We start from the raw sequence: 25,317 nt of genomic DNA, 5'->3' as shown, positions 1-25,317 counted from the left end.
CGCGGAAGGAATACAGCAGCCACGTAGTGCGCTGTGCAGTTCTGAGGCCAAGCCCGCGCCGTCGGCAACATCCCCAGCCGCCGGTCGTCGGTTCCAGCCCTCTCCAGGGCAGGGCCGGAAGCCGTTTCCATCGTTCCGAGAGGTTGTTCGTGTCGGCCAGCACATCCCGTACGCTCCCGCCGGAGATCGCCGAGTCCGAGTCTGTGATGGCGCTCATCGAGCGGGGAAAGGCTGATGGGCAGATCGCCGGCGACGACGTGCGTCGGGCCTTCGAGGCTGACCAGATTCCGCCAACCCAGTGGAAGAATGTTCTGCGCAGCCTCAACCAGATCCTCGAGGAAGAGGGTGTGACGCTGATGGTCAGTGCCGCGGAGTCGCCGAAGCGCGCCCGCAAGAGCGTCGCAGCGAAGAGCCCGGTCAAGCGCACCGCCACCAAGACTGTCGCCGCCAAGACCACCGTGACGCGGACCGTCGCGGCCACTGCCGCCCCGGCGGCCGAAGGCGTGGACTCGGCGGCTGACGACGCCGCCGTGGCCGCCCCCGCGAAGAAGACCGCCGCCAAGAAGACAGCGGCCAAGAAGACTGCCGCGAAGAAGACCGTGGCCAAGAAGACCGCGGCGAAAAAGGCCGGCAAGCAGGACGAGGAGCTCCTCGACGGCGACGAGGCGGCCGAGGAAGTCAAGGCTGCCAAGGGCGACGAAGAGGAGGGCGAGGGCGAGAACAAGGGCTTCGTCCTCTCCGACGACGACGAGGACGACGCACCTGCCCAGCAGGTCGCCGTCGCCGGCGCCACTGCCGACCCGGTCAAGGACTACCTGAAGCAGATCGGCAAGGTTCCCCTCCTCAACGCCGAGCAGGAGGTCGAGCTCGCCAAGCGCATCGAGGCCGGTCTCTTCGCAGAGGACAAGCTGGCGAATTCCGACAAGCTCGCGCCGAAGCTCAAGCGCGAACTGGAAATCATCGCCGAGGACGGCCGCAGGGCCAAGAACCACCTGCTGGAGGCCAACCTCCGGCTCGTGGTCTCGCTGGCCAAGCGCTACACCGGCCGCGGCATGCTCTTCCTGGACCTCATCCAGGAGGGCAACCTCGGTCTGATCCGCGCGGTCGAGAAGTTCGACTACACCAAGGGCTACAAGTTCTCCACGTACGCCACCTGGTGGATCCGTCAGGCGATCACCCGCGCCATGGCCGACCAGGCCCGCACCATCCGTATCCCGGTGCACATGGTCGAGGTCATCAACAAGCTCGCGCGGGTGCAGCGCCAGATGCTCCAGGACCTGGGCCGTGAGCCCACCCCGGAGGAGCTGGCCAAGGAGCTCGACATGACCCCTGAGAAGGTCATCGAGGTCCAGAAGTACGGCCGTGAGCCGATCTCCCTCCACACCCCGCTGGGTGAGGACGGCGACAGCGAGTTCGGAGACCTGATCGAGGACTCCGAGGCGGTCGTGCCGGCCGACGCGGTCAGCTTCACGCTGCTCCAGGAGCAGCTGCACTCCGTACTCGACACGCTCTCCGAGCGTGAGGCGGGCGTGGTGTCGATGCGCTTCGGTCTCACCGACGGCCAGCCGAAGACGCTGGACGAGATCGGCAAGGTCTACGGCGTGACGCGCGAGCGCATCCGTCAGATCGAGTCGAAGACGATGTCGAAGTTGCGTCACCCGTCGCGCTCCCAGGTGCTGCGCGACTACCTCGACTAGATCGCGGACAGGCACGGACGCGGGGCCCGGAACCTTCTCAGGTTCCGGGCCCCGCGTCTGTCTGCAGGTGCGGGCGGCTGCGGTGCGGATGACGCTGAGTAGGCAACGTCCACCCCGGAGTCAGGAGTCTTCATGCCCCGCTTTGTCGTCCGTGCCTTGCCTGTGGCGTTCTCGCTGGCTGCTGTTGCGGCCGTGATACCCCTCGCCCCCCAGGCCCCTGCCGTGGCGGACAGCATTGTTGTCGGCGGTCGGCCGGCGAAGATCGCGGACAGTCCCTGGACGGTGGCGCTGTCCAGCCGTGACCGGTTCGGAGGAACTCGTGACGGTCAGTTCTGCGGTGCGGTGGCGATCGCGCCCGCGAAAGTGCTGACGGCCGCGCACTGCCTGAGGCAGGACGTCCTGGGCGTCGGTGTCTCCGAGGTCCGAGATCTGCGGATCATCGCGGGCCGGGACGAGCTGAGCGGACCCGGCGGTCAGGAGATCCCGGTACGTACGGCATGGATCAATCCCGCTTACGACCCGCGCACGAACGCCGGCGATCTGGCGGTGCTGACACTGGCGGGGAGGCTGCCGGCGAGCAGCGTCATCCCGATGGCCGGAGCCGGGAACGCCGCGTACGAGCCGGGCACCGCTGCCAAGGTGTACGGCTGGGGGGACACGTCCGGCTACGGCGCCTACGCGTCCGTCCTGCACGCCGCCCAGGTGCGTGTGCTGTCGGACAGTGCCTGCGCGCGCGCCTATCCCGGCGGCCTGCACGGCACGTACGACGCCTCATCCATGCTCTGCGCCGGCGACACGGCCGGCGGGCGGGATGCGTGCCAGGGCGACTCCGGCGGCCCGCTGGTGGCCCGTGGGCGGCTCATCGGCCTGGTTTCCTGGGGCAGCGGCTGCGGGAGCCCGGGGAGCCCCGGTGTGTACACGCGTGTCTCCGCCGCGATCCGGTGGATGGCCGCCGGTCAGGAGTGACCGCGCGAGCACCCCGGAGATACGAGAACGGGCGGCTTCCCCTCACGGGAAGGCCGCCCGTCGGCCGGTCCTGGACAGGCCCCTGGCTCGTCGTGGATGCGAGGTGTCAGTGTTGTTCCTCGTCGGCCGCACTTGCCTGTACGGCAGTGAGCCGATCTGTCTCATCCTGTATTTCCGCGGCGATCTTCTTGAGTTCCGGCTCGAACTTGCGTCCGTGGTGGGCGCAGAAGAGCAGTTCACCGCCGCTGATCAGGACGACGCGCAGATATGCCTGGGCGCCGCAACGGTCACAGCGGTCAGCTGCGGTCAGCGGGCTCGCGGGGGTCAGAACAGTAGTCACGTCGCCTCTTCTCTAGCTCGACGAGCTGTCGTACCAGGGTCAACATCCAACCAGGCCGAAAACGTTCCCGCTCGTGGCTTTTCTTCGAAACTTCTTCTCAAGATGGCTGTCTGTTGCCGGTTGGCGGCGAATGTGCCGTATTGCGTAGCGCTACGGTTTCGCGTTGCTTGCGGTGGGTGGGTCCGCCGGCTGGCTTGCCGGTTGTTCATGAGGACGTGCCCGGAGCCTAAATGGTTCATGCCTCGAAGGGAACGTGATGTGCACGTCACTCCAACGAATGATCGAACGCCTATGCGAGGCTGGACTAGCATAATGATTCCCCCTGGGTGGCGTTACAACCGCTCTACCAGGCCTCGGTAGGCTCTCAGCGGCTACCGAGGCCGAGCCCGTTACCCACTGGGCCCCAAATGAAATTCAGCGAGGAGCGAACCGCGTGACCGCCGATTCCGTGCCGTCCACTGCGCTGCTGACCGGAGCAGGCGGCGCAGACAGGGACAGCTCCAACTACACCGCGCGGCACCTTCTCGTTCTCGAGGGGCTCGAAGCGGTCCGCAAGCGCCCCGGAATGTACATCGGGTCCACGGACAGTCGCGGACTCATGCACTGCCTCTGGGAGATCATCGACAACTCGGTCGACGAGGCTCTCGGCGGGTACTGCGACAGCATCGAGGTCATCCTCCACGACGACAGCTCCGTCGAGGTGCGCGACAACGGGCGGGGCATCCCCGTCGACGTCGAGCCCAAGACGGGGCTCTCCGGCATCGAGGTCGTCATGACCAAGCTCCACGCTGGCGGAAAGTTCGGCGGTGGCTCCTACGCGGCGTCGGGCGGCCTCCACGGCGTAGGTGCCTCGGTGGTCAACGCGCTCTCTGCCCGGCTCGACGTGGAGGTCGACCGCACCGGCTCGACCCACTCGATCAGCTTCCGGCGTGGCGTTCCGGGCATGTTCACGGAGCAGGGTCCGGACAGTCCCTTCGATCCGGCCAACGGGCTGCGCAAGGGGAAGCGAGTAGCGAAGAACCGCACCGGTACCCGGGTGCGGTACTGGGCGGACCGGCAGATCTTCCTCAAGGACGCCAAGCTCAACCTGGAGACGCTGTACCAGCGAGCACGACAGACGGCCTTCCTGGTGCCCGGCCTGACCATCGTCGTACGGGACGAGCGCGGCATCGACGGCGAGGGCAAGACGGAGGAGACGTTCCGCTTCGACGGCGGAATCAGCGAATTCTGTGAGTACCTGGCACAGGACAAGGCGGTCTGCGACGTCCAGCGCCTGACCGGGACGGGGACGTTCAAGGAGACCGTGCCGGTCCTGGACGACCGCGGGCACATGACGGCGACAGAGGTCACCCGGGAGCTGGGCGTCGATATCGCGCTGCGCTGGGGCACCGGGTACGACACGAACGTCAAGTCCTTCGTCAACATCATTGCCACCCCCAAGGGCGGCACCCATGTGTCGGGCTTCGAGCGCTCCCTGACCAAGACCGTCAACGAGGTGCTCCGCTCCGCCAAGCTGCTGCGCGTCGCCGAGGACGACGTCGTCAAGGACGACGCCCTGGAGGGCCTCACGGCGGTCGTCACCGTACGGCTTGCGGAGCCGCAGTTCGAGGGTCAGACCAAGGAGGTGCTCGGCACCTCGGCGGCCAACCGGATCGTTGCCAACGTGGTGGCCAAGGAGCTCAAGGCGTTCCTGACCTCGACGAAGCGTGATGACAAGGCCCAGGCCCGCTCGGTGCTGGAGAAGGCGGTGGCAGCCGCCCGCACCCGCATCGCCGCCCGCCAGCACAAGGACGCACAGCGCCGCAAGACCGCGCTGGAGTCCTCCTCGCTGCCCGCGAAGCTCGCCGACTGCCGCAGCGACGACGTCGAGCGCAGCGAGCTCTTCATCGTGGAGGGAGACTCGGCGCTCGGTACGGCCAAGCTCGCCCGGAATAGTGAGTTCCAGGCGTTGCTGCCGATCCGCGGAAAGATCCTCAACGTTCAGAAGTCGTCCGTGTCGGACATGCTCAAGAACGCCGAGTGCGGCGCCATCATCCAGGTCATAGGAGCGGGGTCCGGTCGGACCTTCGACATCGACGCCGCGCGCTACGGCAAGATCGTCCTGCTGGTGGACGCCGACGTCGACGGCGCTCACATCCGGTGCCTGCTGCTCACGCTCTTCCAGCGCTACATGCGGCCCATGGTCGAGGCAGGGCGGGTCTTCGCGGCGGTTCCCCCGCTGCACCGGATCGAGCTCGTCCAGCCCAAGAAGGGCCAGGACAAGTACATCTACACCTACTCCGACAACGAGCTGCGGCAGACACTGCTGGAGCTGCAGCGGAAGAACGTCCGGTACAAGGACTCGATCCAGCGCTACAAGGGTCTCGGCGAGATGGACGCGGACCAGCTGGCGGAGACCACGATGGACCCGCGCCACCGCACGCTGCGCCGGATCAACATCGGTGACCTCGAATCCTCCGAGCAGGTCTTCGATCTGCTGATGGGCAACGAGGTGGCGCCCCGGAAGGAATTCATCACGAGTTCGGCGGCCACGCTCGACCGCTCGCGCATCGACGTCTGACCGAGTCCATGCCGGACGGAGCCGACGTCCGGCGGAGTCCCGGTTGACCGACGTCTGACAGAGTCCACCCGTGGGTGGAGACACCTTCTCCACCCACGCTCAACCCCTGAGCCGATCCCCTGATCCGCGCGCTTCCGTAGCGTCGAAGGCCTCGAACCTTCCCGCCTGTCGGAGGCATCCATGTCCGCGCTCTTCCACGTTCTGGTGATCGCTGCGGTTGTCGCGCTCGTCGTCGTGCGCCAGTTCACGGCGCAACGGATCGGCGACGACAAGCGGTGGTGGGTCCTGCCGGGGATCTTGCTGATCATTTCCGCGCGCAACGACGGGGCCCTCGACCCGCACCACGAGGCACTGTCCGCTCTGATTCTCGGGGCCGGGATCGTGGTGGGACTGGTCACCGGCGCCGGTTGGGGCTGGACCGCGAGGCTGTGGCGCGAACCGGACGGCTCGGTGTGGAGCAGGGGTACCAAGGGCACGGTCCAGGTGTGGGTGGGTGGCCTCACGATCCGCGTCGCGCTGGCGGGTGCCGGGGTGCTGCTGGGCATACACCAGGGGCCGGCCGCCCTCACGATGTCTCTCGCGGCCATGCTGCTGGCGCGCAGCGGTGTGCTGAGCGTGCGGGCCCTGAGCCTGCGTGCGCAACACGGCGGTCCGGCCGGCGGAATGCCGTTGCGGCCCGCACATGCCGCGTGGAAGGGGCACGCGTGAACCGCAGCAGCACCTGGACGAGCTGGCCGTCCAAGGAGGCGCTCGCCAGAACCGCGCACACACGCCCGCGGGCCGCCATCGGTCGACTCGTATGGACCGCTGTGCTCGTCGGCCTTCTCTGGCGCACTCTCGCCGAAGGGGGATTCGCCCTCTGGCAGGTCGCGGTCCTCCCGGTGGGGGTGGCCGGCTGCGCGGTCGCGGGCGTCGCGTTCTTCCGGAGCACCCTGGCGCAGCGTCTCTGGCCCTCCCTGGGGCTGCTGGTCCTGCTGATGGCCGCGGCGTTCGGGGCTCAGGAGGCGGGCGCGGGAGCCCTCGCCGTCGTGCTGTGGGGCGGGTGCGCCATCACCGCTCTCGAGCGTCTTCCACTCTCCGCGGCCGTGCCGCTCACCGCCGTGGCACTCGCCGCCTACGCGATCGTGGAGAGCGACGGGTGGCTGACCACGGTGATCACCACCGGAAGCCTGTGCCTGGGGGGATACGTCCTGCGACTCGACGCCGAGGCCCGCGGCAGCGCCAGGCGACTCCTCGACCAGGAGCGGGCTGCGAGGGTGGCGGAGGCCGGGACGGCCGCGCTGGCCGAGAGGTCGAGGATCGCCCGTGAGATCCACGATGTGCTCGCGCACAGCCTCTCCGCACAACTGGTGCACCTGGAAGCTGCCCGGCTGCTGATCGAACGAGAGCCTGCGGGGGAGTTCCGCGACCTTGTGCTGGAGAGAGTCGTCGCAGCGCGCGCCATGGCGCGTGAGGGCCTTGCAGAGACGCGTCAGGCCCTGTCCGCACTGCGAGGGGAGATGACTCCGGTGGAGGACTTCCTGCGGCAGTTGGTGGCCGGTGAGGCGGCCGAGGTGCTCGTCGCGGGGGACTGCAGACCACTGGCCGCGGAGGCCTCCCAGACGGTGCGGAGGGTGGCACAGGAGGCGATGACCAATGCCCGGAAGCACGCTCCGGGGGCCACGGTCATGGTCCGGCTCGAGTACCTGCCGGACTCCGTCGCCCTGGAAGTGCGGGACTCCGGCGGACGCCGCTCGGAGGGAGAGCTCGCTGTCAGTGGCTCCGGCTACGGTCTGCTGGGGATGAGGGAGCGCGCCGAACTGATCGGCGGAACGCTGGAGGCAGGGCCGGGCGAGGAGGGGTTCGTGGTGAATCTTCGGGTGCCTGCGTGAGTGCGCGGGTGGTGGTCGCCGATGATCAGGCAATCGTGCGCGAAGGCATCGTCATGCTGCTGGGGCTGCTGCCCGGCATTGAGGTGGTCGGTGCGGCGAAGGACGGGAACGAGGCGGTTGCCCTCGTAGCCGAGAAGGCGCCCGACGTGGTCCTTATGGATCTGCGGATGCCCCGCTGCGACGGCGTCGAGGCAACGCGCAGGATCCGCAAGGAATACCCGCGCACCCAGGTGGTGGTGCTCACGACCTTCGCCGACGACGACTCGCTCTTCACGGCGCTGCAGGCAGGCGCGCGAGGCTATCTGACCAAGGACGCGCGGGGTGAGGAGATCGTGCAGGCCATCGAGGCGGTGCTGGCCGGCGAGGCCGGACTCTCGCCGAAGGTGCAGCGCTGGCTGCTTGAGCGCGTCACCGCGGAGGCCGGCCCGCCGGTTCCGTCCGAGCTGCCCGACGGGCTCACCCCACGGGAGGCCGAGGTGCTCGCCCTGATCGCCGGGGGACTGTCCAACGCGGAGATCGCCCGCACGCTGCACATCTCCCGGGCCACGGTGAAGACTCACATCAACAACCTCTTCGCCAAGACGGGAGCGCGTGACCGCGCACAGGCCGTGCGCTATGCGTACGGCCGGGGACTCGCACACCCGCCCGGCACTTCCGTCACCTGAAATGGTGAAGCGGGGCGAATGAAGTGCCCGGGATCTTCCCGATCTGCCCATTCTTGGCTACGCGACCGAAAAGGCTCGTGGACAAGGGAGTTGTTCGGGTGGAGAAGGAAGCAGGGCCGAAAGTCGCAGCAGTGCGGCTCGACGACCCGTGGTACGACGCGTTGGCTCCCGGATGGGGTGACCTGGACGGTACGGGAGGTATTGCGCCCGACGGGCCGCCCGGGCCGCCACAGCACAACCACAGTGCCGCCGACATCTATCTCGAGGTGCAACAGAGCGCGGCCTTCCGCGAAGTGCGCCGCCGCTACCGCAGGTTCGTGGTCCCCGCGGCAGCCGCCTTCCTCCTCTGGTACTTCGCCTATGTCGTCGCAGCGATCACGGCACACGACCTGATGGCGCGCCCGGTTGCCGGTGCGCTCAACGTGGCGATGGTCGCGGGGCTCGGACAGTTCGTCACCACGTTCCTGCTCACCTGGGCGTACGCACGTCATGCCCGGCTGTGCAGGGACCGGGACGCGCTGGAACTGCGCTGGGACACCCAGGAGATGACGAGAGGGATCGACCGGTGAGCGGGGACCACCAGACGCTGGCGCTGTTGCTGTTCAGCGCGTTCATCGCCGTGACGCTCGGCATCACCACCTGGGTGAGCCGGAACAGGCAGGGATCGCCGGAGGAGTTCTACGCGGGCGGGCGGCTCTTCTCGCCCATGGAAAACGGATTCGCCATCGCCGGCGACTACATGTCCGCCGCCTCCTTCCTCGGGATCTCGGGACTGATCGCCCTTTTCGGCTACGACGGCATGCTCTACTCCGTCGGGTTCCTCGTCGCCTGGCTGGTCGTTCTGCTCCTGGTCGCGGAACTCGTGCGCAACTGCGGACGGTTCACTCTCGCCGACGTGGTTGCCGCCCGCATGGCGGAGCGTCCCGTGCGCACCGCGCTCGGCACCTCGTCGGTCACCGTCTCGGTTCTGTACCTGGTGGCACAGATGGTGGGTGCGGGCAGTCTCGTGGCGCTTCTGCTCGGCGGGACGAGCGACACCGCCCGGTCGTGGACCGTCGTCGGGGTCGGCGCACTCATGGTGATCTACGTGTCGCTCGGCGGTATGCGCGCCACGACCTGGATCCAGATCGTCAAGGCCGTCCTTCTGATGGCCGGTGCTCTCGCGCTCACCGTGCTCGTCCTCGTGCACTTCCACGGCAACGTCAACACGCTGCTCAACACGGCCGCCGAACGCAGCGGCCACGGGCGGGATTTCCTCTCGCCCGGACTCAAGTACGGCGGAAGCTGGACGGCACGCTTCGACTTCATGAGCCTGGGCCTTGCCCTCGTGCTCGGCACGGCCGGCCTGCCGCACATTCTGTCGCGCTTCTACACCGTGCCCACGGCCCGGGCGGCCCGGCGCTCCGTCGTCTGGTCCATCGGCCTCATCGGCAGCTTCTACCTGATGACGATCGTGCTCGGGTTCGGAGCCGCCGCCCTGGTCGGCTCGGCGGACGTACGGGCGTCGAACGCCTCGGGGAACACCGCGGTCCCACTCCTGGCACTCGTTCTCGGAGGCGGCGAGGGATCCACCGGCGGCACGGTCCTGTTCGCCGTGGTCGCGGCCATCGCCTTCGCGACCATTCTCGCCGTCGTCGCCGGGATCACGCTGGCCTCTTCGGCCTCCGTCGCCCACGACCTCTACGCGTCGCTCCGCCGCCGGGGTTCCAAGCAGCGCAGCGAGGTGGCCGTGGCCAGGACGGCGGCTGCGGGCGTCGGCGTCGTCGCGATCGCCCTGGGGCTCCTCGCCCAGGACCTCAACGTCGCGTTCCTGGTGGGACTGGCCTTCGCCGTCGCAGCATCGGCCAACCTTCCCGCGCTGATCTACTCGCTGTTCTGGCGGAACTTCACCACGCGGGGGGCGGTCTGGGCCGTCTACGGCGGGCTGATCCCCGCAGTGCTGCTCGTCCTGTTCTCGCCGGTCGTCTCGGGGAGCCCGACCTCGCTCTTCCCGGGCGTGGACTTCCAGCTCTTCCCCTTGGACAACCCGGGGCTGGTCTCGATCCCGGCCGGTTTCCTGGCCGGCTGGATCGGCACGGTCACCTCCACGGAGCCGCCCGACGCGGCCAGGCACGCGGAGGCGGAGGTCCGGTCGCTGACGGGCGCGGGTGCGGCCTGAGGACCCGGTCCTCTCCTGCGATTGGTTTCAGGGGCCCGGAGCCCAGGTGTACCGGTGTTCGGGGCGGCCCGTCTCGCCGTACTTCAGGGACAGCCGCACCCGCCCCGTTCGCTCCAGCAGTTTCAGATAGCGCTGGGCGGTCTGCCGGCTCATTCCGGCGCTCTCCGCGATCTCCTGTGCGGAGAGGGGCCCGTCGGCGGTGCGCAGGGCCTGACGGACCAGCTCGGCGGTGGTGGGCGAATGCCCCTTGGGCAGGTCGGGTTCCCCGGTGGCCCACAGGGCGCCGAAGAGTCGGTCCACCTCTGTCTGCTCGGCCTCGCCGCCGCCTTCGAAGGTGTGCCGAAGGGCTGCGTACGCCTCCAGTTTGGTGCGCAGCCCCGCGTACGTGAACGGCTTCACCAGGTACTGAAGGGCTCCGTGGCGCATCGCCGCCTGAACGGTCGCGACGTCGCGTGCGGCCGTCACCATGATCACGTCGGTGTGATGGCCGAGCCCTCGCAGTTCCCGTACGAGGGTCAGACCGTTGCGGTCCGGCAGATAGTGGTCGAGCAGGATCAGGTCGACGGGTGTCTCACCGATCCGGGCGAGGGCCTCGGTGGACGAGTGTGCCTGGCCGGCCACGTGGAAGCCGGGCACCTTGGAGACATACGCCGCGTTGATCTGCGCGACCCTGATGTCGTCGTCCACGATCAGGACCTCGATCACGCGGTCTCTCCTGCCGTTGTCGGTCGCGGGGGTGTCGTGATGCCGTCCGGGGCCTGTTCCTCGAGGGCCTCGGGCAGGACGACCGTGAACACGGCCCCGCCCTCCTGGGAATCCGACACGGAGACGCTGCCGCCCTGCCGTTCCGCCAGCCGCCGCACCAACGGCAGGCCCAGCCCGCGTTTGCCGTGGGCGGGGAGCTCCTTGGTGGACCAGCCTTCCATGAAGATCGATTCATGGCTGCCCGCGGGTATGCCCGGGCCGCTGTCGTGCACGCGCAGGACCACCGTACGGCCGTCGGCCCGCAGGTCCACCTCGACCCGGGCGTCCCCCGATCCCGCGGCGGCGTCCAGGGCGTTGTCGACGAGATTGCCGACGGCCGTGACGAGACCGCGCGGGTCCACCAGCCGGTCCGGCAGGAGCGTGCCGGGCGATATGCGCAGGGCGACACCACGCTCCGCGGCCACCGTCGTCTTGCCGACGAGCAGCGCGGCAAGGAGTGGGTCGTGGACCTTCTCGGTGACCTGCTCAGCGGTCGCCCGGTGGACTCCGACGACTTCGGTGACGAACTCCATCGCGTCGTCGTGCATCTCCAGCTCGAGGAGACCCAGGAGGGTGTGCAGCCGGTTCGCGTGTTCATGGTCCTGGGCGCGGAGGGCGTCGATCAGGCCGCGGGTGGAGTCGAGCTCACGGCCGAGGTGCTCCAGCTCGGTCCGGTCGCGGAGGGTGGCGACCGCACCGCCGTCGTCGGTCGGCATCCGGTTGGCGAGCAGCACACGGTTGCCGCGGACCGTCACCAGGTCGTGCCCGACCACTCGGCCCGCCAGCACATCGGCGGTCCGCCCGGCTCCCAGGGCCTCGTCGAGCGGGCGGCCCGCAGCATCGGGACCGAGCCCGAGGAGACGCTGGGCCTCGTCGTTCAGCAGCCGGATGCGTCCCGTGCGGTCGAGGGCGACGACACCCTCACGGATGCTGTGCAGCATGGCCTCGCGCTCCGTCAGCAGCGCGGAGATGTCGGAGAACGCCAGGTCGTGGGTCTGCCGCTGCAGGCGGCGCGAGATCAGGTAGGCGGCGAAGGCTCCCACAGCCAGCGCCCCGCCGGCATACGCGAGCAGCCCCGGGATCGTCGCGAGCAGCCGGGCGCGGACGCTGTCGTACGCGATGCCGACGGAGACGGCGCCCACGATCCGGTCCGCCCCGTCGCGCAGCGGCACCTTGCCGCGGGCGGAGCGGCCGAGCGTGCCGCTGTCGATCTCCATCACGGATCTGCCCGCGAGAGCCGTGCTGGGGTCGGTGGAGACGACTGCGCCGATCCGGGAGGTGTCGGTGTGTGACCAGCGCACCCCACGCCTGTCCATGACCACGACGTACTCGGCGCCGGTGGACCGCCTGATCCGCTCGGCGACGGTCTGGACGGGGCCGTCCGGAGCCGGGGCGGTGGAGAGCAGCGACGCGGCGATCTGCGGCTGTGCCGCGGTGCTCTGCGCGATGGCGAGGGCCCGGCGCATCGCCTGGTCGTCGAGCTGGTCGCTGAGCGGCGCCAGGAAGAGGCCGGTGACCAGCGCTGTGACACCGGTGATGATGGTCAGCTGCATCAGGAGGACCTGCGAGAAGACCCGCTTCGGCCAGCCGAACCGGCGGGGTCCCCGGACGGTGGTCGGTGGGGCGCTCATCGTACGAACGGTAGAGGGCATTCCGGTCCTTCCCGAAATCCGTCGCCGTTGATCTCCGCCGACGCACAGGAACGCTTGCGCCGGAGGGCTTGCCTCCAGGGTCTCGATCTGTGAGCGTGCAGTGGGTTTCGGTGATTTCCACCGCAGCGCAATCTTCTTGCGGTTCTTGCGCTAATCTTGCGTTCATGACGCGACGACTTGCTCAAGTTGCCCAGAAGGTAGGAGTCAGCGAGGCCACGGTCAGCCGGGTGCTGAACGGCAAGCCGGGCGTCTCCGACGCCACGCGGCAAGCCGTCCTCTCCGCGCTGGACGTCCTTGGTTACGAGCGCCCCACGCAGCTGCGTGGCGAGCGGGCCCGGCTGGTCGGGCTCGTCCTTCCCGAGCTGCAGAACCCGATCTTCCCGGCCTTCGCCGAGGTGGTCGGCGGCGCGCTCGCCCAGCAGGGGCTGACGCCCGTGCTCTGCACCCAGACCAAGGGTGGCGTCTCCGAAGCCGACTACGTCGAGCTGCTGCTGCAGCAGCAGGTGTCCGGGGTCGTGTTCGCCGGTGGCCTCTACGCCCAGGCCGACGCCCCGCACGATCACTACAAGGTGCTCGCCGACCGCAAGATCCCCGTGGTTCTGATCAACGCGGCCATCGCTCATCTCGGGTTCCCCGCGGTCTCGTGCGACGACTCGGTGGCCGTCGAGCAGGCGTGGCGCCACCTCGTCTCGCTCGGTCACGAACGGATCGGGTTCGTCCTCGGCCCCTCCGATCACGTGCCCTCGCAGCGGAAGCTCGCCGCCGCCCGCGCGCTCGCCGAAGAGGCGGGGACGACGGTGCCGGACGAGCGGGTGGCCCGGGCCATGTTCTCGCTGGAGGGCGGGCAGGCCGCCGCCATGCGGCTTCTGGACCAGGGGGTCACGGGCATCATCTGCGCCAGCGACCCGCTCGCCCTGGGGGCTGTGCGTGCGGCACGCCGCCGCGGACTGTCCGTGCCCGCGGACGTCTCGGTCGTCGGCTATGACGACTCGGCCTTCATGAACTGCACCGAACCGCCGCTGACCACGGTCCGCCAGCCCATCGAGGCCATGGGCCGGGCCGCGGTGGAGCTGCTCTCTGTGCAGATCGCGGGACGTGCCGTGCCGTCCGACGAGCTTCTCTTCGAGCCGGAACTCGTGGTGCGCGGCTCCACGGCTCAGCCTCCCCGTGAAAATTCCCGCTGATTGTAGCTAATTTGCAGGATCGTCCAGCGGCGGTGGATCGGTGCGCGGCAGTGGTGCCCACCGCGGCACCGGCGCGGGCAGTGGCTGCGGCGGGCGAGGTCCTGTGTACTGCCCGCTGGGCCGCATCCGTAGGGGCCGCTCCCTGTACTCCTCCAGCGCGTGGGCGATCCAGCCCGCGGTGCGAGCCACGGCGAACACCGTCTCGCCCGCCTCCGCGGGCATGCCGGAGGCGACCGACAGGACGGCGAGCGCCAGGTCGACATTGGCGTGCAGGGGGGTGTGGCGGGCGGTGGTGGCGACCACGTCGCGGGCCGCGGCCAGCGCCGGGGCGGCCTGCGGTACGTCCTCCAGCAGATCGAACAGGACCTGTGCCCGCGGATCCTCGCCCGTGTACAGGCGGTGCCCCAGCCCGGGGACGTGGCGGCCGGCGCGGAGGTGGTCGGCGACGACCGGGGACGCGCTGCCCCGTTCCACGACCTCGGACAGCATCCGATGGGCCAGGCCGCTCGCGGCACCGTGCAGGGGTCCCTCCAGTACGCCCAGCCCCGCCGAGACCACTGCGTACGGATGGGCGTGTGCTGACGCGGCGACCCGCGCGGCCAGCGTCGACGCGGCGAGGTCGTGGTCCGTGAGCAGTGCGAGAGCGGCGTCGAGCACGGCCAGTGAGGCCGCGTCGGCCGGCCGGCCGGAGAGCCGCGGCCACAGCTGCCGGGCAAGGGTCGCGGCGGAGGCGCCGCCCGCCCCGTCGTGGCCTTCGGCGGGCGGCTGGTCCCCGATCACGGGCAATGCGGCCACCAGGGTGGGGATCAGGCCGCGTGCGCTGCTGAGAACCCCCTGGGGCGACAGATCGAATCGCAGGGGATCGGCTGCCGCGGCCGCGCTGACCGCGACCCGCAGCCGGTCCGTCGACCCGCTGTGGTCCGGGAGTGCGGCGACCGTCCGGCGCGCGGCGGCGAGCGATTCCGGGGGCGCGGTGAAACGGATGCCCGGACGGAGCTCGCCGGTCCAGATCCACTCCGCGACTTCCTCGTAGCCGTACTCGCGGGCGAGCTCGGTGGCGTCGACACCGCGGAAGTAGTAGGCGTCGTGCTCGATGAGCGTGATGCCCGTACGGAAGACCAGCTCGCCCGCGGCGGGAACGGGCTCCCTGCGCCCGGTGCGCCGGACCAGGGCCGCGACCTCGGCGGCGTCGAACGTGCTGCCGCGTCCCCCGGGGGCCCGCCTGCTGCTGAGCTGTCCCCGGCTCACGTACGCGTACACGGTCTCGGGCTTCACTCCCAGCTGTTCCGCCGTCTCCCGCGTGGTGAGCCTGCGCGCCTCCCCCGGATCTTCGCCCCCGGCGCCTTCCGTGTCCGCCCCGCGCGCTGCCTCATGCGTCATGGCGCCCACCGTATCCATATCCATCGGCATCCATCGACACTCCATATTGATTGAATCAATGTTGACATGAATTGAGTCAATCATAGACAGTCGAATCAATGTTCAATCGACTGTCGGAGGAGAGACCCGAAATGTCTGCCCTGAGGACTGGTACCGCCCCGCTCGACGTGCCCCGCGGTCTCGCCGGAGTGATCGTCACCGACACCGCACTCGGCGATGTGCGCGGGCGCGAGGGCTTCTACCACTACCGGCACTACTCGGCGATCGATCTGGCGCGGAGCCGTAGCTTCGAGGACGTCTGGTACCTGCTGTTCCACGGCGAACTGCCCGACCGTGCCGCAGGCGCCGACTTCGCGGCCCGCACGGCCGGTCTGCGCCGTCTGCCGGACGAGGTGCGCGACGCGCTGCCGGCCATCGCACGCGCCGGCGCGGTCTCCGGCCCGCTGGCCGGCCTGCGCACCGCACTCTCACTGCTCGGGGCCTCGGCCGGATTCCGCCCGGTGTACGACATCGGCGCCGACCGCCGCCGTGGCGACGCGCTCGCCGCCTGCGCGGCCGTACCGACCGTGCTGACCGCCCTGTACCGGCTCGGCCAGGGACTCGAACCGGTCGAACCGCGTGAGGACCTGCCGTTCGCGGCGAACTACCTGTACATGCTCACCGGAGCCGAGCCGGACGCCGCGCGGGTCAGGGCCGTCGAGCAGTACCTGATCTCCACCATCGACCACGGCTTCAACGCCTCGACGTTCACCGGCAGAGTGGTGGCGTCCACCGGCGCGGACGTGGCCGCCTGCCTGGTCGCGGCGGTCGGCGCGCTCTCCGGACCTCTGCACGGCGGCGCGCCCAGCCGGGCCCTGGACACCCTGGACGCCATCGGGACCCCGGACCGTATCGACGGCTGGATCCGGGAACAGGTCCTCGCGGGAGGCCGGATCATGGGCTTCGGACACCCCGTCTACCGCACCGAGGATCCGCGCTCACGCATGCTGCGCTCGATCGCGCAGGGCTTCGGCGGACCGCTCATCGACTTCGCCGTCGAGGTCGAACGGCAGGTGGAGGCCATCCTCGCCGAGCTCAAGCCGGGGCGTGAGCTGCACACCAACGTGGAGTTCTACGCCGGGGTCGTGATGGAGCTCTGCGGTCTGCCGCGCGAGATGTTCACCCCCACCTTCTGCGCCGCGCGTGTGGTCGGCTGGAGCGCCAATATCCTGGAGCAGGCGGAGGACTCGAAGATCATCCGACCGGCGGCCCGCTATGTGGGAACGCCCCCGCCCCAGCCCGTACCGGCACCCTGACCGACCCCGAGAAAGGCCCACGTTGACCCCGCCCCGCGCCCCGCAGATCCCGGTCGTCGTTCTGGCGGGGTTCCTGGGATCAGGCAAGACGACGCTGCTCAACCATCTGCTCCGCAACCGGGCCGGCAACCGGATCGGGGTGATCGTCAACGACTTCGGTTCCATCGAGATCGACGCCATGGCCGTCGCGGGCCAGGTCGGGTCGACGGTCTCGCTGGGCAACGGCTGCCTGTGCTGCGCGGTCGACGCGAGCGAGCTCGACACCTTCCTGGAGACGCTGACCAGGCCTGCCGCCCGGCTCGATGTGATCGTCATCGAGGCGAGCGGTCTTGCCGAGCCCCAGGAGCTCGTACGGATGCTGCTGGCCAGCGACAACCCGCACATCCGGTACGGGGGGCTGGTCGAGGTCGTCGACGCCGCCGAATTCGTGACCACGCGGGAGCGGCACCCGGAGATCGACCGTCATCTGGGGGTGGCCGACCTCGTCGTGCTGAACAAGACCGACAGGGTGGCGCAGGCGGAACTGGACGCCGTGCGAGAAGCGGTGGCGACCGCGGGCAGCAGGGCGGCTGTCATCCACGCCGAGTTCGGGCGCGTCGACCCCGAGCTGCTCGTCGATCCCGTGCTGCGGCCGGACGGAGACGACACCGCAAGTCAGCTGACGTTCGAGGACCTTCTCCTGGACACGGACCACGAGCACGACAGCCATATGCACGCGGCGTACGAGAGCGTCTCCTTCACCACCGACGTGCCGATGAACCCACGGCGGTTCATCGAGTTCCTCGACTCCAGGCCCGAAGGCCTCTACCGGATCAAGGGGTACGTCGACTTCGGCGCGGGCGACCCGGGAAACAGGTACACCCTGCACTCCGTCGGGAGGTTTCTGCGCTTCGTTCCGCAGCCCTGGTCGCGGGACGAGCCCAGGTGCACGCAGCTGGTGCTGATCGGTTCCGGGATCGACGCGGAGGCGCTGGACAAGGGGCTCTCCGACTGCCGGGAGCCGGAGCAGGGCGCCGGCGGAGAACTCGAGCGCAGCATGTGGGGCATCCTGCGCTACGTACAGCAGCCGGACGACGACGAGGCCTGAGCGGCCCCGGCGTCGTCCGGCCGGGTGTCTACAGCGGGCCTGCGATCACGGAGACCGGGCTCGTCAGCGGTGTGCCCGAGCCGTCGCGCCGCGGATCCGGGGCGGGCAGCTCCGCCGGTGTGCCGTTCTGCTGCGCGGCGCGGGCCGGAACACCTCCCGCCCAGGCGAACACCAGGACGTCCTCCCCCTTGAGGAAGCGCTGGCAGCGCACCCCGCCGGTCGCCCTGCCCTTGCGCGGATACTGGTCGAACGGGGTGAGCTTCGAGGTCAGCTCCGAATCGTCCAGCGTGCCGTGCGACCCGGCCACCGTGAACACCACGGCGTCCAGCGCGGGATCCACCGCCGTGAACGAGAGCACCACGGCCCCCGCCGTGAGCTTGACGCCCGCCATGCCGCCCGCGGGGCGCCCCTGCGGGCGCACCTGCGCCGCCGGATAGCGCAGCAGCTGGGCGTCGGACGTGATGAAGACCAGGTCCTCCTCGCCCGTACGCAGCTCCGTCGCGCCGACGATGCGGTCACCGTCCTTGAGCGTGATGACCTCCAGCTCGTCCTTGTTGGCCGGGTAGTCGGGCACCACGCGCTTCACCACCCCCTGCAGGGTGCCGATCGCCAGGCCGGGCGACTCCTCGTCCAGCGTGGTGAGGCAGATCAGCTCCTCGCCCGTCTCCAGCGTGAGGAACTCCGAGATCTGAGCCCCTCCCGAGAGGTTGGGAGCCGCATGGGTGTCCGGCAGCCGCGGCAGGTCGATCACCGACAGCCGCAGCAGGCGCCCCGTGGACGTCACCGCACCCACATCGCCGCGCGCCGTCGCAGGGACGGCCGACACGACCACGTCGTGCTTCGTGCGCTTGGCGTCCTCGGCCGCCACGACCTGGTCGGCGTTGGCCGTACGGGCCAGCAGACCGGTCGACGAGAGGAGCACGCGGCACGGGTCGTCGGCGACCTCCAGCGGTACGGAGGCGACCTGCGAACCCGCCGACTCCAGCAGCACCGTGCGGCGGTCGGTGCCGAACTTCTTCGCCACCGCGGCCAGTTCGGCCGAGACGAGCTTGCGCAGCTCCGCGTCCGACTCCAGGATCGCCGTCAGCTTGTCGATCTCGTCGTTGAGCCGGTCGCGCTCGCTCTCCAGCTCGATCCGGTCGAACCGGGTGAGCCTGCGCAGCGGGGTGTCCAGGATGTACATCGTCTGGATCTCACTCAGGGAGAAGCGCTCGATCAGCCGCTCCTTGGCCTGCGCCGAATTGTCGCTGTCCCGGATGATGCGGATGACCTCGTCGATGTCGAGCAGGGCGACGAGAAGACCCTCGACCAGATGCAGCCGGTCCCGGCGCTTGGTCCTGCGGAACTCGCTGCGCCGGCGCACCACCTCGAAGCGGTGGTCGAGGTAGACCTCCAGGAGCTCCTTGAGCCCCAGGGTGAGCGGCTGCCCGTCGACCAGCGCCACGTTGTTGATGCCGAAGGACTCCTCCATCGGCGTCAGCTTGTAGAGCTGCTCCAGCACCGCCTCCGGAACGAAGCCGTTCTTGACCTCGATCACCAGCCGGAGCCCGTGCGAACGGTCGGTGAGGTCCTTGACGTCCGCGATGCCCTGGAGCTTCTTCGCGGAGACGAGGTCCTTGATCTTGGCGATCACCTTCTCCGGGCCGACGGTGAAGGGCAGTTCGGTGACGACGAGGCCCTTGCGGCGCGGGGTGACGTCCTCTATCGCGACGGTCGCACGGATCTTGAACGTGCCGCGGCCTGCCGCGTACGCGTCCTTGATGCCGCCGAGGCCGACGATCCTGCCACCGGTCGGCAGGTCGGGGCCCGGGACGAAACGCATCAGGGTCTCGAGGTCCGCGTTCGGGTGCCTGATGAGGTGGCGGGCGGCGGCGATCACCTCGCCGAGGTTGTGCGGGGGCATGTTGGTCGCCATGCCGACCGCGATCCCGGACGCCCCGTTGACCAGGAGGTTCGGGTACGCAGCCGGGAGGACGACGGGCTCCTGCTCCTGGCCGTCGTAGTTCGACTGGAAGTCGACGGTGTCCTCGTCGATCGACTCCGTCATCAGCGACGTGGCGTCGGCCATCCGGCACTCGGTGTACCGCATGGCGGCCGGCGGGTCGTCGTTGCCGAGCGAGCCGAAGTTGCCGTGTCCGTCGACGAGGGGAAGGCGCATCGAGAACGGCTGTGCCATGCGCACCAGTGCGTCGTAGATCGACGCGTCACCGTGCGGGTGCAACTTGCCCATCACTTCGCCGACGACACGGGCGCACTTCACGTAGCCGCGGTCGGGGCGCAGCCCCATCTCGTTCATCTGGGACACGATGCGGCGGTGCACGGGCTTCATGCCGTCGCGGGCGTCGGGCAGGGCCCTGGAGTAGATCACCGAGTACGCGTACTCGAGGAAGGAGCCCTGCATTTCGTCGACGACGTCGATGTCGAGGATCTTCTCCTCGAAGTCGTCCGGCGGCGGGGTCTTCGTGCTGCGGCGGGCCATCGCGGCTGCGACTCCTTCACAGATTCTGTCGGGCAACCTCAGGTTCTGACGCCGACCATTGTGGACCGCCGTACTGACAACCCCGACCTCGACCCGTCCGAAGTGGTCTCAGGGGCCCCTCCGGAGCCCCTGTTTACGGCACCATCTACGACAACATTCACCGATCGGGAACTTCGCCAGGTGCCGGTGCGCTTGCTTACAGTGGCAGGTCCGGCAGGAAATCCTGTATCGCGATCGAAGGGACGTACATGCCCATGGGTCACACGGCCACAGCCCAGGCCGGTTCCGGCGGCTTGACGGCGACCGAGCACCGCCTGGCCAACGGCCTGCGCGTGGTGCTCTCGGAGGACCATCTGACCCCGGTCGCCGCGGTCTGCCTCTGGTACGACGTCGGTTCCCGTCACGAGGTCAAGGGACGCACCGGTCTGGCTCACCTCTTCGAGCACCTGATGTTCCAGGGCTCCGGCCAGGTCAAGGGGAACGGGCACTTCGAACTGGTGCAGGGGGCCGGCGGTTCCCTGAACGGCACCACCAGCTTCGAGCGCACCAACTACTTCGAGACGATGCCCACCCACCAGCTGGAGCTCGCCCTGTGGCTCGAGGCCGACCGGATGGGCTCGCTGCTCGCCGCGCTCGACGACGAGTCCATGGAGAACCAGCGCGACGTCGTGAAGAACGAGCGCCGTCAGCGCTACGACAACGTTCCGTACGGCACGGCGTTCGAGAAGCTCACGGCCCTCGCGTACCCGGAGGGCCACCCGTACCACCACACGCCGATCGGCTCGATGGCCGATCTGGACGCGGCGACCCTGGACGACGCGCAGGCGTTCTTCCGCACGTACTACGCGCCCAACAACGCCGTGCTCTCGGTGGTCGGTGACATCGACCCGGAGCAGACGCTGGCCTGGATCGAGAAGTACTTCGGATCCATCCCCTCGCACGACGGCAAGCAGCCGCCGCGCGACGGCACGCTGCCCGGCACGATCGGTGAGCAGCTGCGCGAAGTGGTGCACGAGGAGGTTCCCGCGCGTGCGCTGATGGCCGCCTACCGGCTGCCGCACGACGGCACCCGTGAGTGTGACGCCGCGGACCTGGCGCTGACCGTCCTCGGCGGCGGAGAGTCGTCCCGGTTGCACAACCGCCTGGTCCGCCGCGACCGTACGGCGGTGGCCGCGGGATTCGGGCTGCTCAGGCTCTCCGGCGCGCCCTCCCTGGGCTGGCTGGACGTCAAGACGTCCGGTGGCGTCGAGGTGCCGCAGATCGAGGCGGCCGTCGACGAGGAGCTGGCCCGCTTCGCGGCCGAGGGCCCCACGCCCGAGGAAATGGAGAGGGCGCAGGCCCAGTTGGAGCGCGAGTGGCTGGACAGGCTCGGCACGGTCGCGGGCCGTGCCGACGAACTGTGCCGGTACGCCGTGCTGTTCGGCGACCCCCAGCTCGCCCTGACCGCGGTGCAGCGGGTGCTCGACGTCACCGCGCAGGAGGTCCAGGCGGCCGCCCAGGCGCATCTGCGTCCCGACAACCGGGCGGTCCTGGTCTACGAGCCGGTCGAGCCGGCGGACGAGGCCGAGGACGCCGCAGGCAGCACCGACGACCACGAGGGGGCCGAGAAGTGACCGACGCCGCCGTGACTGGAGTAGCGATGGAGTACCACCCGCAGCCGACCGCAGGCGAGGCCAGGCCCTGGGCCTTTCCCGCGCCCGATCGCGGCGCTCTGCCCAACGGCCTGACCGTGCTGCGCTGCCACCGCCCCGGCCAGCAGGTCGTCGCCGTGGAGATCTTCCTGGACGCGCCGCTCGACGCCGAGCCCGAAGGCCTGGACGGCGTGGCCACGATCATGGCGCGTGCGCTGTCGGAGGGCACGGACAAGCACTCCGCGGAGGAGTTCGCCGCCGAGCTTGAGCGCTGCGGTGCCACGCTCGACGCGCACGCCGACCACCCGGGTGTCCGGGTCTCCCTGGAGGTCCCGGTCTCCCGGCTCTCCAAGGCGCTCGGCCTGGTCGCCGAAGCGCTGCGGGCACCGGCCTTCACCGAGAGCGAGGTGGAGCGCCTGGTGGGCAACCGGCTCGACGAGATTCCGCACGAGCAGGCCAACCCCGCCCGGCGTGCGGCCAAGCAGCTCTCCAAGGAGCTGTTCCCGGCCACGGCACGTATGTCGCGTCCGCGCCAGGGCACGGAGGAGACCGTGCGGCGGATCGACGCCGGGGGTGTGCGCGCCTTCTACGACGCCCACGTACGCCCGTCCACGGCGACGGCCGTCATCGTCGGCGATCTCACCGGGGTCGATCTGGACACGCTGCTCGCGGACACCATCGGTGACTGGTCGGGCAACGCCGGCCAGTCGCGCCCGGTGCCGCCGATCACCGCGGACGACACCGGCCGGGTGGTGATCGTGGACCGTCCCGGAGCCGTGCAGACGCAGCTGCTGATCGGCCGGATCGGCGCCGACCGGCACGACAGCGTCTGGCCCGCCCAGGTCCTGGGCACCTACTGCCTGGGGGGCACCCTCACCTCCCGTCTCGACCGCGTCCTGCGCGAGGAGAAGGGCTACACCTACGGGGTCCGGGCCTTCGGCCAGGTGCTGCGTTCGACGGCACCCGGCTCCGTCTCCGGGGCGACCGGCGCCGCGATGCTCGCCATCAGCGGCTCCGTGGACACGGAGTCCACCGGGCCGGCCCTGGAGGACCTCTGGAAGGTCCTGCGCACCCTGGCGGCCGAGGGGCTGACGGATACCGAGCGCGAGACCGCCGTACAGAACCTCGTCGGGGTCGCCCCGCTGAAGTTCGAGACGGCGGCATCGGTCGCGGGCACCCTCGCCGACCAGGTGGAGCAGCACCTCCCGGACGACTACCAGGCCCAGCTGTACGCGCGCCTGGCGGAGACGGGCACGGTGGAGGCGACGGCCGCGGTGGTCAACGCGTTCCCCGTGGACCGCCTGGTCACGGTCCTGGTGGGAGACGCTTCGCAGATCGCGGAGCCCGTGAGGGCCCTGGGTATCGGCGAGGTGTCGGTCGTCACCGGCTGACAGGACGGAACGGAGCGAACCCCGGCGAGTGTGTTCTCGCCGGGGTTCTCCTTTTTGTCTGATTTGGAGAAGAACGTTCATGTATGACCTGTGGGATGTGCGACAAAGCGACCTGTCCGTTTGGTGATTGAAAGTCGCCCGGCCTAGCGTCGGCTCGGCTGTCCGCCAGACGTATGCCGCATCCGCGGCGCCGGACAGTCATCGCCGAGTCCCCGTCAGGCGCGAGCCTGGGGAGCCGGGGACCCACGCAGTCCCTGGGGTGAATCGGATGTCCGCGTCTCGTAGGAGGCCGGGGATCCGTAGGAGACCTTCCTGCTCCGAACCCGTCAGCTAACCCGGTAGGCGAGAAGGAAGGAAAGGATCAGCCCCTCCATGGCGTTCACCCGTGCCACCGGGAAGCACCGTGCCCCGAGCCGCCTGACGCGCAGCAGCGCCAAGGTCGCCGGCATCGCGGCTCTGGCCACCACCGGCGTCATCGGCGGCATGGCCTCCCCGGCCCTCGCCGCGGACTCCGAGGCCCTCACCGTCACCGGTCTGACCCAGGCCGTTGCCATCGACACCACCCTCGCCGCCCAGATCGACGCCCAGGCCGAGGCGCAGCAGCACCAGGCCGACCTCGCGGCGAAGGCGAAGGCCGAAGCGGCGGCGAAGGCGAAGGCCAAGGCCAAGGCGAAGCGCGAGGCCGAAGCCCGCGCCGAGGAGGCCCGTGAGGCCAAGGCGCGCGCCGCCCGCGCCGCCGAGCGCGCCCGGCTGAACGCCTTCCACCTCCCGGTCGCCGGCTCCTCCGTGACCACCGGCTACAAGTCCAGCGGCGCCCTCTGGTCCTCCGGCAGCCACTCCGGCGTCGACTTCCGCGCCGCGTCCGGCAGCTCCGTCGTCGCGGTGGGCGCCGGAACGGTCGTCGAGGCGGGCTGGGGCGGCGCGTACGGCAACAACATCGTGCTCCGGATGACGGACGGCACGTACACCCAGTACGGCCACCTCTCCTCGATCGGCGTGTCCGTCGGACAGAGCGTCACCTCGGGGCAGCAGATAGGCCTGTCGGGCTCCACCGGCAACTCCACCGGACCGCACCTGCACTTCGAGGCCCGGACCACCCCGGAGTACGGATCCGACATGGACCCGGTCGCCTACCTCCGCGCGCACGGTCTCCAGGTCTGAGACCCCGTACCGCACAGCTTCCCGAAGGCCCCGGCACCCGCCGGGGCCTTCGTCGTGCCGTGCCCCGGGGCTGCTCCGTCCCGAACCGCCGGAGAAGTACCCGTCGGCTGGAAGATATCCATGGATTCCGCTCCGCCATCGGAAATTGCGGCTGATTGCAATAGAGTCACAGAACAGGCGTCGATCGGCCGCGTTTCGCGGGGATTAAGGCGGAGGTTCGGACATGCGCATTCCCGCGCATTCGGTATGCACGGCAATCCGTGACGACATCGTCTCCGGTGTCTTCGAACGCGGCAGCCGCCTCACCGAGGAGGTGCTCGCACGTCGGTACGGGGTCTCCCGCGTCCCGGTGCGCGAGGCACTGCGCACCCTGGAGTCCGAGGGGTTCGTCGTCACCCGCCGGCACGCCGGCGCCTGTGTCGCCGAGCCCACGGAGCAGGAGGCCGCCGACCTCCTGGAGATCCGCATGCTCCTGGAGCCGTTGGGCGCCGCCCGTGCCGCCCAACGCCGTACCGAGGCCCACCTCAAGGTGCTCCGAGGCCTGGTCAGGCTGGGGCAGGAGCGGGTTCGCCGGGGCGAGGGGGAGGATCTGCGCTCGCTCGGCGGCTGGTTCCACGAGACGCTGGCCCAGGCGTCGGGCAGCCCCGCCCTCATCGCGCTGCTCACCCAGCTCAGGCACAAGATCGCCTGGATGTACGCGGTCGAGCATCCGGTCCGCCCCGCCGATTCCTGGGCGGAGCACGGCGCCATCGTGGACGCCGTGGCGCGCGGTGACGCGGAACGGGCCAGAGCGCTCGCGGCCCAGCACGCCGAGCGGGCCACCACCGCCCACCGGCTGCGGCGCGCGGACCGGCCGGGCCGCACGACCGGTCCGGCGCGGGTGAGGACTTCGCAACATTCTGTAAACATCGCAGGCGTCCGGCATTAACAATGGCGCCGTATACAAAGAAGGGAATTCGGGAGGGCTTTCTTTTTGCTGCCCGAATTCAGCTCGTCCTCGCAGTCGCCCGCGACTTTCCGGCAACGAGAAAGCCGCGGCTCCCGATCGGGACACCG

The 25,317-nt window shown here is 69.6% G+C and carries 20 protein-coding genes and 1 riboswitch; of the genes, 15 read left to right on the top strand and 5 right to left on the bottom strand.

Annotation, left to right across the window (positions count from 1 at the left end):
• The first annotated feature begins 149 nt into the window (after nt 1-149).
• Together ACFW9O_RS23525 and ACFW9O_RS23520 are read left to right on the top strand one after the other, a co-directional pair.
• Nucleotides 150-1,697, top strand: coding sequence for an RNA polymerase sigma factor (locus ACFW9O_RS23525; protein ID WP_351170551.1), 1,548 nt, complete (start codon nt 150-152; stop codon nt 1,695-1,697).
• A 132-nt stretch (nt 1,698-1,829) separates the two neighbouring features.
• Complete coding sequence (locus ACFW9O_RS23520) at nt 1,830-2,663, top strand: S1 family peptidase (protein WP_384611888.1); 834 nt, start codon at nt 1,830-1,832, stop codon at nt 2,661-2,663.
• A gap of 106 nt (nt 2,664-2,769) precedes the next feature.
• Here the strand turns inward: ACFW9O_RS23520 and ACFW9O_RS23515 are convergent, their stop codons facing one another.
• Nucleotides 2,770-3,003, bottom strand: a complete 234-nt coding sequence (locus ACFW9O_RS23515) for a hypothetical protein (protein WP_014153643.1) — start codon at nt 3,001-3,003, stop codon at nt 2,770-2,772.
• Between the two features lie 433 nt (nt 3,004-3,436).
• Between ACFW9O_RS23515 and ACFW9O_RS23510 the strand changes: the two genes are divergently transcribed.
• The 6 genes from ACFW9O_RS23510 (at nt 3,437) to ACFW9O_RS23485 (ending at nt 10,257) form a co-directional block, all read left to right on the top strand.
• The gene (locus ACFW9O_RS23510; RefSeq protein WP_351170558.1) at nt 3,437-5,563 is read left to right on the top strand and encodes a DNA topoisomerase IV subunit B; all 2,127 of its coding nucleotides are present in this window, start codon (nt 3,437-3,439) and stop codon (nt 5,561-5,563) included.
• 180 nt (nt 5,564-5,743) lie between these two features.
• A complete protein-coding gene (locus ACFW9O_RS23505; RefSeq protein WP_384611886.1) occupies nt 5,744-6,271 on the top strand; it encodes a DUF1453 domain-containing protein in 528 nt (175 codons plus the stop codon).
• Nucleotides 6,268-7,434 (top strand): sensor histidine kinase, encoded by a 1,167-nt coding sequence (locus tag ACFW9O_RS23500; protein WP_384611884.1) that lies wholly within the window; start codon nt 6,268-6,270, stop codon nt 7,432-7,434. The genes ACFW9O_RS23505 and ACFW9O_RS23500 overlap by 4 nt, the downstream gene beginning before the upstream one ends.
• Nucleotides 7,431-8,099 (top strand): response regulator, encoded by a 669-nt coding sequence (locus ACFW9O_RS23495; RefSeq protein WP_384611882.1) that lies wholly within the window; start codon nt 7,431-7,433, stop codon nt 8,097-8,099. Before ACFW9O_RS23500 ends, ACFW9O_RS23495 begins: the two co-directional genes overlap by 4 nt.
• A gap of 98 nt (nt 8,100-8,197) precedes the next feature.
• A complete protein-coding gene (locus tag ACFW9O_RS23490; protein WP_384611880.1) occupies nt 8,198-8,668 on the top strand; it encodes a DUF485 domain-containing protein in 471 nt (156 codons plus the stop codon).
• A complete protein-coding gene (locus ACFW9O_RS23485; RefSeq protein ID WP_384611878.1) occupies nt 8,665-10,257 on the top strand; it encodes a cation acetate symporter in 1,593 nt (530 codons plus the stop codon). The genes ACFW9O_RS23490 and ACFW9O_RS23485 overlap by 4 nt, the downstream gene beginning before the upstream one ends.
• Before the next feature lie 27 nt (nt 10,258-10,284).
• Here ACFW9O_RS23485 and ACFW9O_RS23480 read toward each other — a convergent pair whose 3' ends face one another.
• Nucleotides 10,285-10,962 carry a response regulator gene (locus tag ACFW9O_RS23480; RefSeq protein ID WP_384611876.1) on the bottom strand — a complete coding sequence of 226 codons (678 nt, stop codon included), beginning with the start codon at nt 10,960-10,962 and terminating at the stop codon, nt 10,285-10,287.
• Complete coding sequence (locus ACFW9O_RS23475) at nt 10,959-12,632, bottom strand: ATP-binding protein (RefSeq protein WP_384611874.1); 1,674 nt, start codon at nt 12,630-12,632, stop codon at nt 10,959-10,961. The genes ACFW9O_RS23480 and ACFW9O_RS23475 overlap by 4 nt, the downstream gene beginning before the upstream one ends.
• A gap of 185 nt (nt 12,633-12,817) precedes the next feature.
• Between ACFW9O_RS23475 and ACFW9O_RS23470 the strand changes: the two genes are divergently transcribed.
• A complete protein-coding gene (locus ACFW9O_RS23470; protein WP_351170582.1) occupies nt 12,818-13,837 on the top strand; it encodes a LacI family DNA-binding transcriptional regulator in 1,020 nt (339 codons plus the stop codon).
• 6 nt (nt 13,838-13,843) lie between these two features.
• Here the strand turns inward: ACFW9O_RS23470 and ACFW9O_RS23465 are convergent, their stop codons facing one another.
• Nucleotides 13,844-15,217: a citrate/2-methylcitrate synthase gene (locus tag ACFW9O_RS23465; RefSeq protein ID WP_384611872.1), complete on the bottom strand. Its 1,374-nt coding sequence runs from the start codon at nt 15,215-15,217 to the stop codon at nt 13,844-13,846.
• A gap of 131 nt (nt 15,218-15,348) precedes the next feature.
• On the opposite strand from ACFW9O_RS23465, the gene ACFW9O_RS23460 reads away from it, so the two are divergent.
• Both ACFW9O_RS23460 and ACFW9O_RS23455 read left to right on the top strand, forming a co-directional pair.
• Nucleotides 15,349-16,512 (top strand): citrate/2-methylcitrate synthase, encoded by a 1,164-nt coding sequence (locus ACFW9O_RS23460; protein WP_384611870.1) that lies wholly within the window; start codon nt 15,349-15,351, stop codon nt 16,510-16,512.
• A gap of 22 nt (nt 16,513-16,534) precedes the next feature.
• The gene (locus ACFW9O_RS23455; RefSeq protein WP_384611868.1) at nt 16,535-17,599 is read left to right on the top strand and encodes a CobW family GTP-binding protein; all 1,065 of its coding nucleotides are present in this window, start codon (nt 16,535-16,537) and stop codon (nt 17,597-17,599) included.
• A gap of 28 nt (nt 17,600-17,627) precedes the next feature.
• Here the strand turns inward: ACFW9O_RS23455 and ACFW9O_RS23450 are convergent, their stop codons facing one another.
• A complete protein-coding gene (locus ACFW9O_RS23450; protein WP_351170594.1) occupies nt 17,628-20,078 on the bottom strand; it encodes a DNA topoisomerase IV subunit A in 2,451 nt (816 codons plus the stop codon).
• Between the two features lie 248 nt (nt 20,079-20,326).
• Between ACFW9O_RS23450 and ACFW9O_RS23445 the strand changes: the two genes are divergently transcribed.
• The 4 genes from ACFW9O_RS23445 to ACFW9O_RS23430 all read left to right on the top strand — a co-directional run bounded on the left by ACFW9O_RS23445 (nt 20,327) and on the right by ACFW9O_RS23430 (nt 25,189).
• Entirely contained in the window at nt 20,327-21,691 is a 1,365-nt protein-coding gene (locus tag ACFW9O_RS23445) for a M16 family metallopeptidase (RefSeq protein WP_384611867.1), read from the top strand.
• A gap of 26 nt (nt 21,692-21,717) precedes the next feature.
• Nucleotides 21,718-23,100 carry a pitrilysin family protein gene (locus ACFW9O_RS23440; RefSeq protein WP_351170621.1) on the top strand — a complete coding sequence of 461 codons (1,383 nt, stop codon included), beginning with the start codon at nt 21,718-21,720 and terminating at the stop codon, nt 23,098-23,100.
• Between the two features lie 192 nt (nt 23,101-23,292).
• A riboswitch (cyclic di-AMP (ydaO/yuaA leader) is annotated at nt 23,293-23,460 on the top strand.
• 12 nt (nt 23,461-23,472) lie between these two features.
• The gene (locus tag ACFW9O_RS23435) at nt 23,473-24,261 is read left to right on the top strand and encodes a M23 family metallopeptidase (protein ID WP_384611865.1); all 789 of its coding nucleotides are present in this window, start codon (nt 23,473-23,475) and stop codon (nt 24,259-24,261) included.
• A gap of 223 nt (nt 24,262-24,484) precedes the next feature.
• Nucleotides 24,485-25,189 carry a GntR family transcriptional regulator gene (locus tag ACFW9O_RS23430; RefSeq protein WP_351170600.1) on the top strand — a complete coding sequence of 235 codons (705 nt, stop codon included), beginning with the start codon at nt 24,485-24,487 and terminating at the stop codon, nt 25,187-25,189.
• Nucleotides 25,190-25,317 lie beyond the last annotated feature (128 nt).

The sequence above is a fragment of the Streptomyces sp. NPDC059499 genome (assembly GCF_042749285.1).
In the GTDB taxonomy this organism is placed as follows: domain Bacteria; phylum Actinomycetota; class Actinomycetes; order Streptomycetales; family Streptomycetaceae; genus Streptomyces.
Note: the sequence above shows the minus strand (reverse complement) of the source record. Positions and strands in the feature narration are given on the sequence as shown.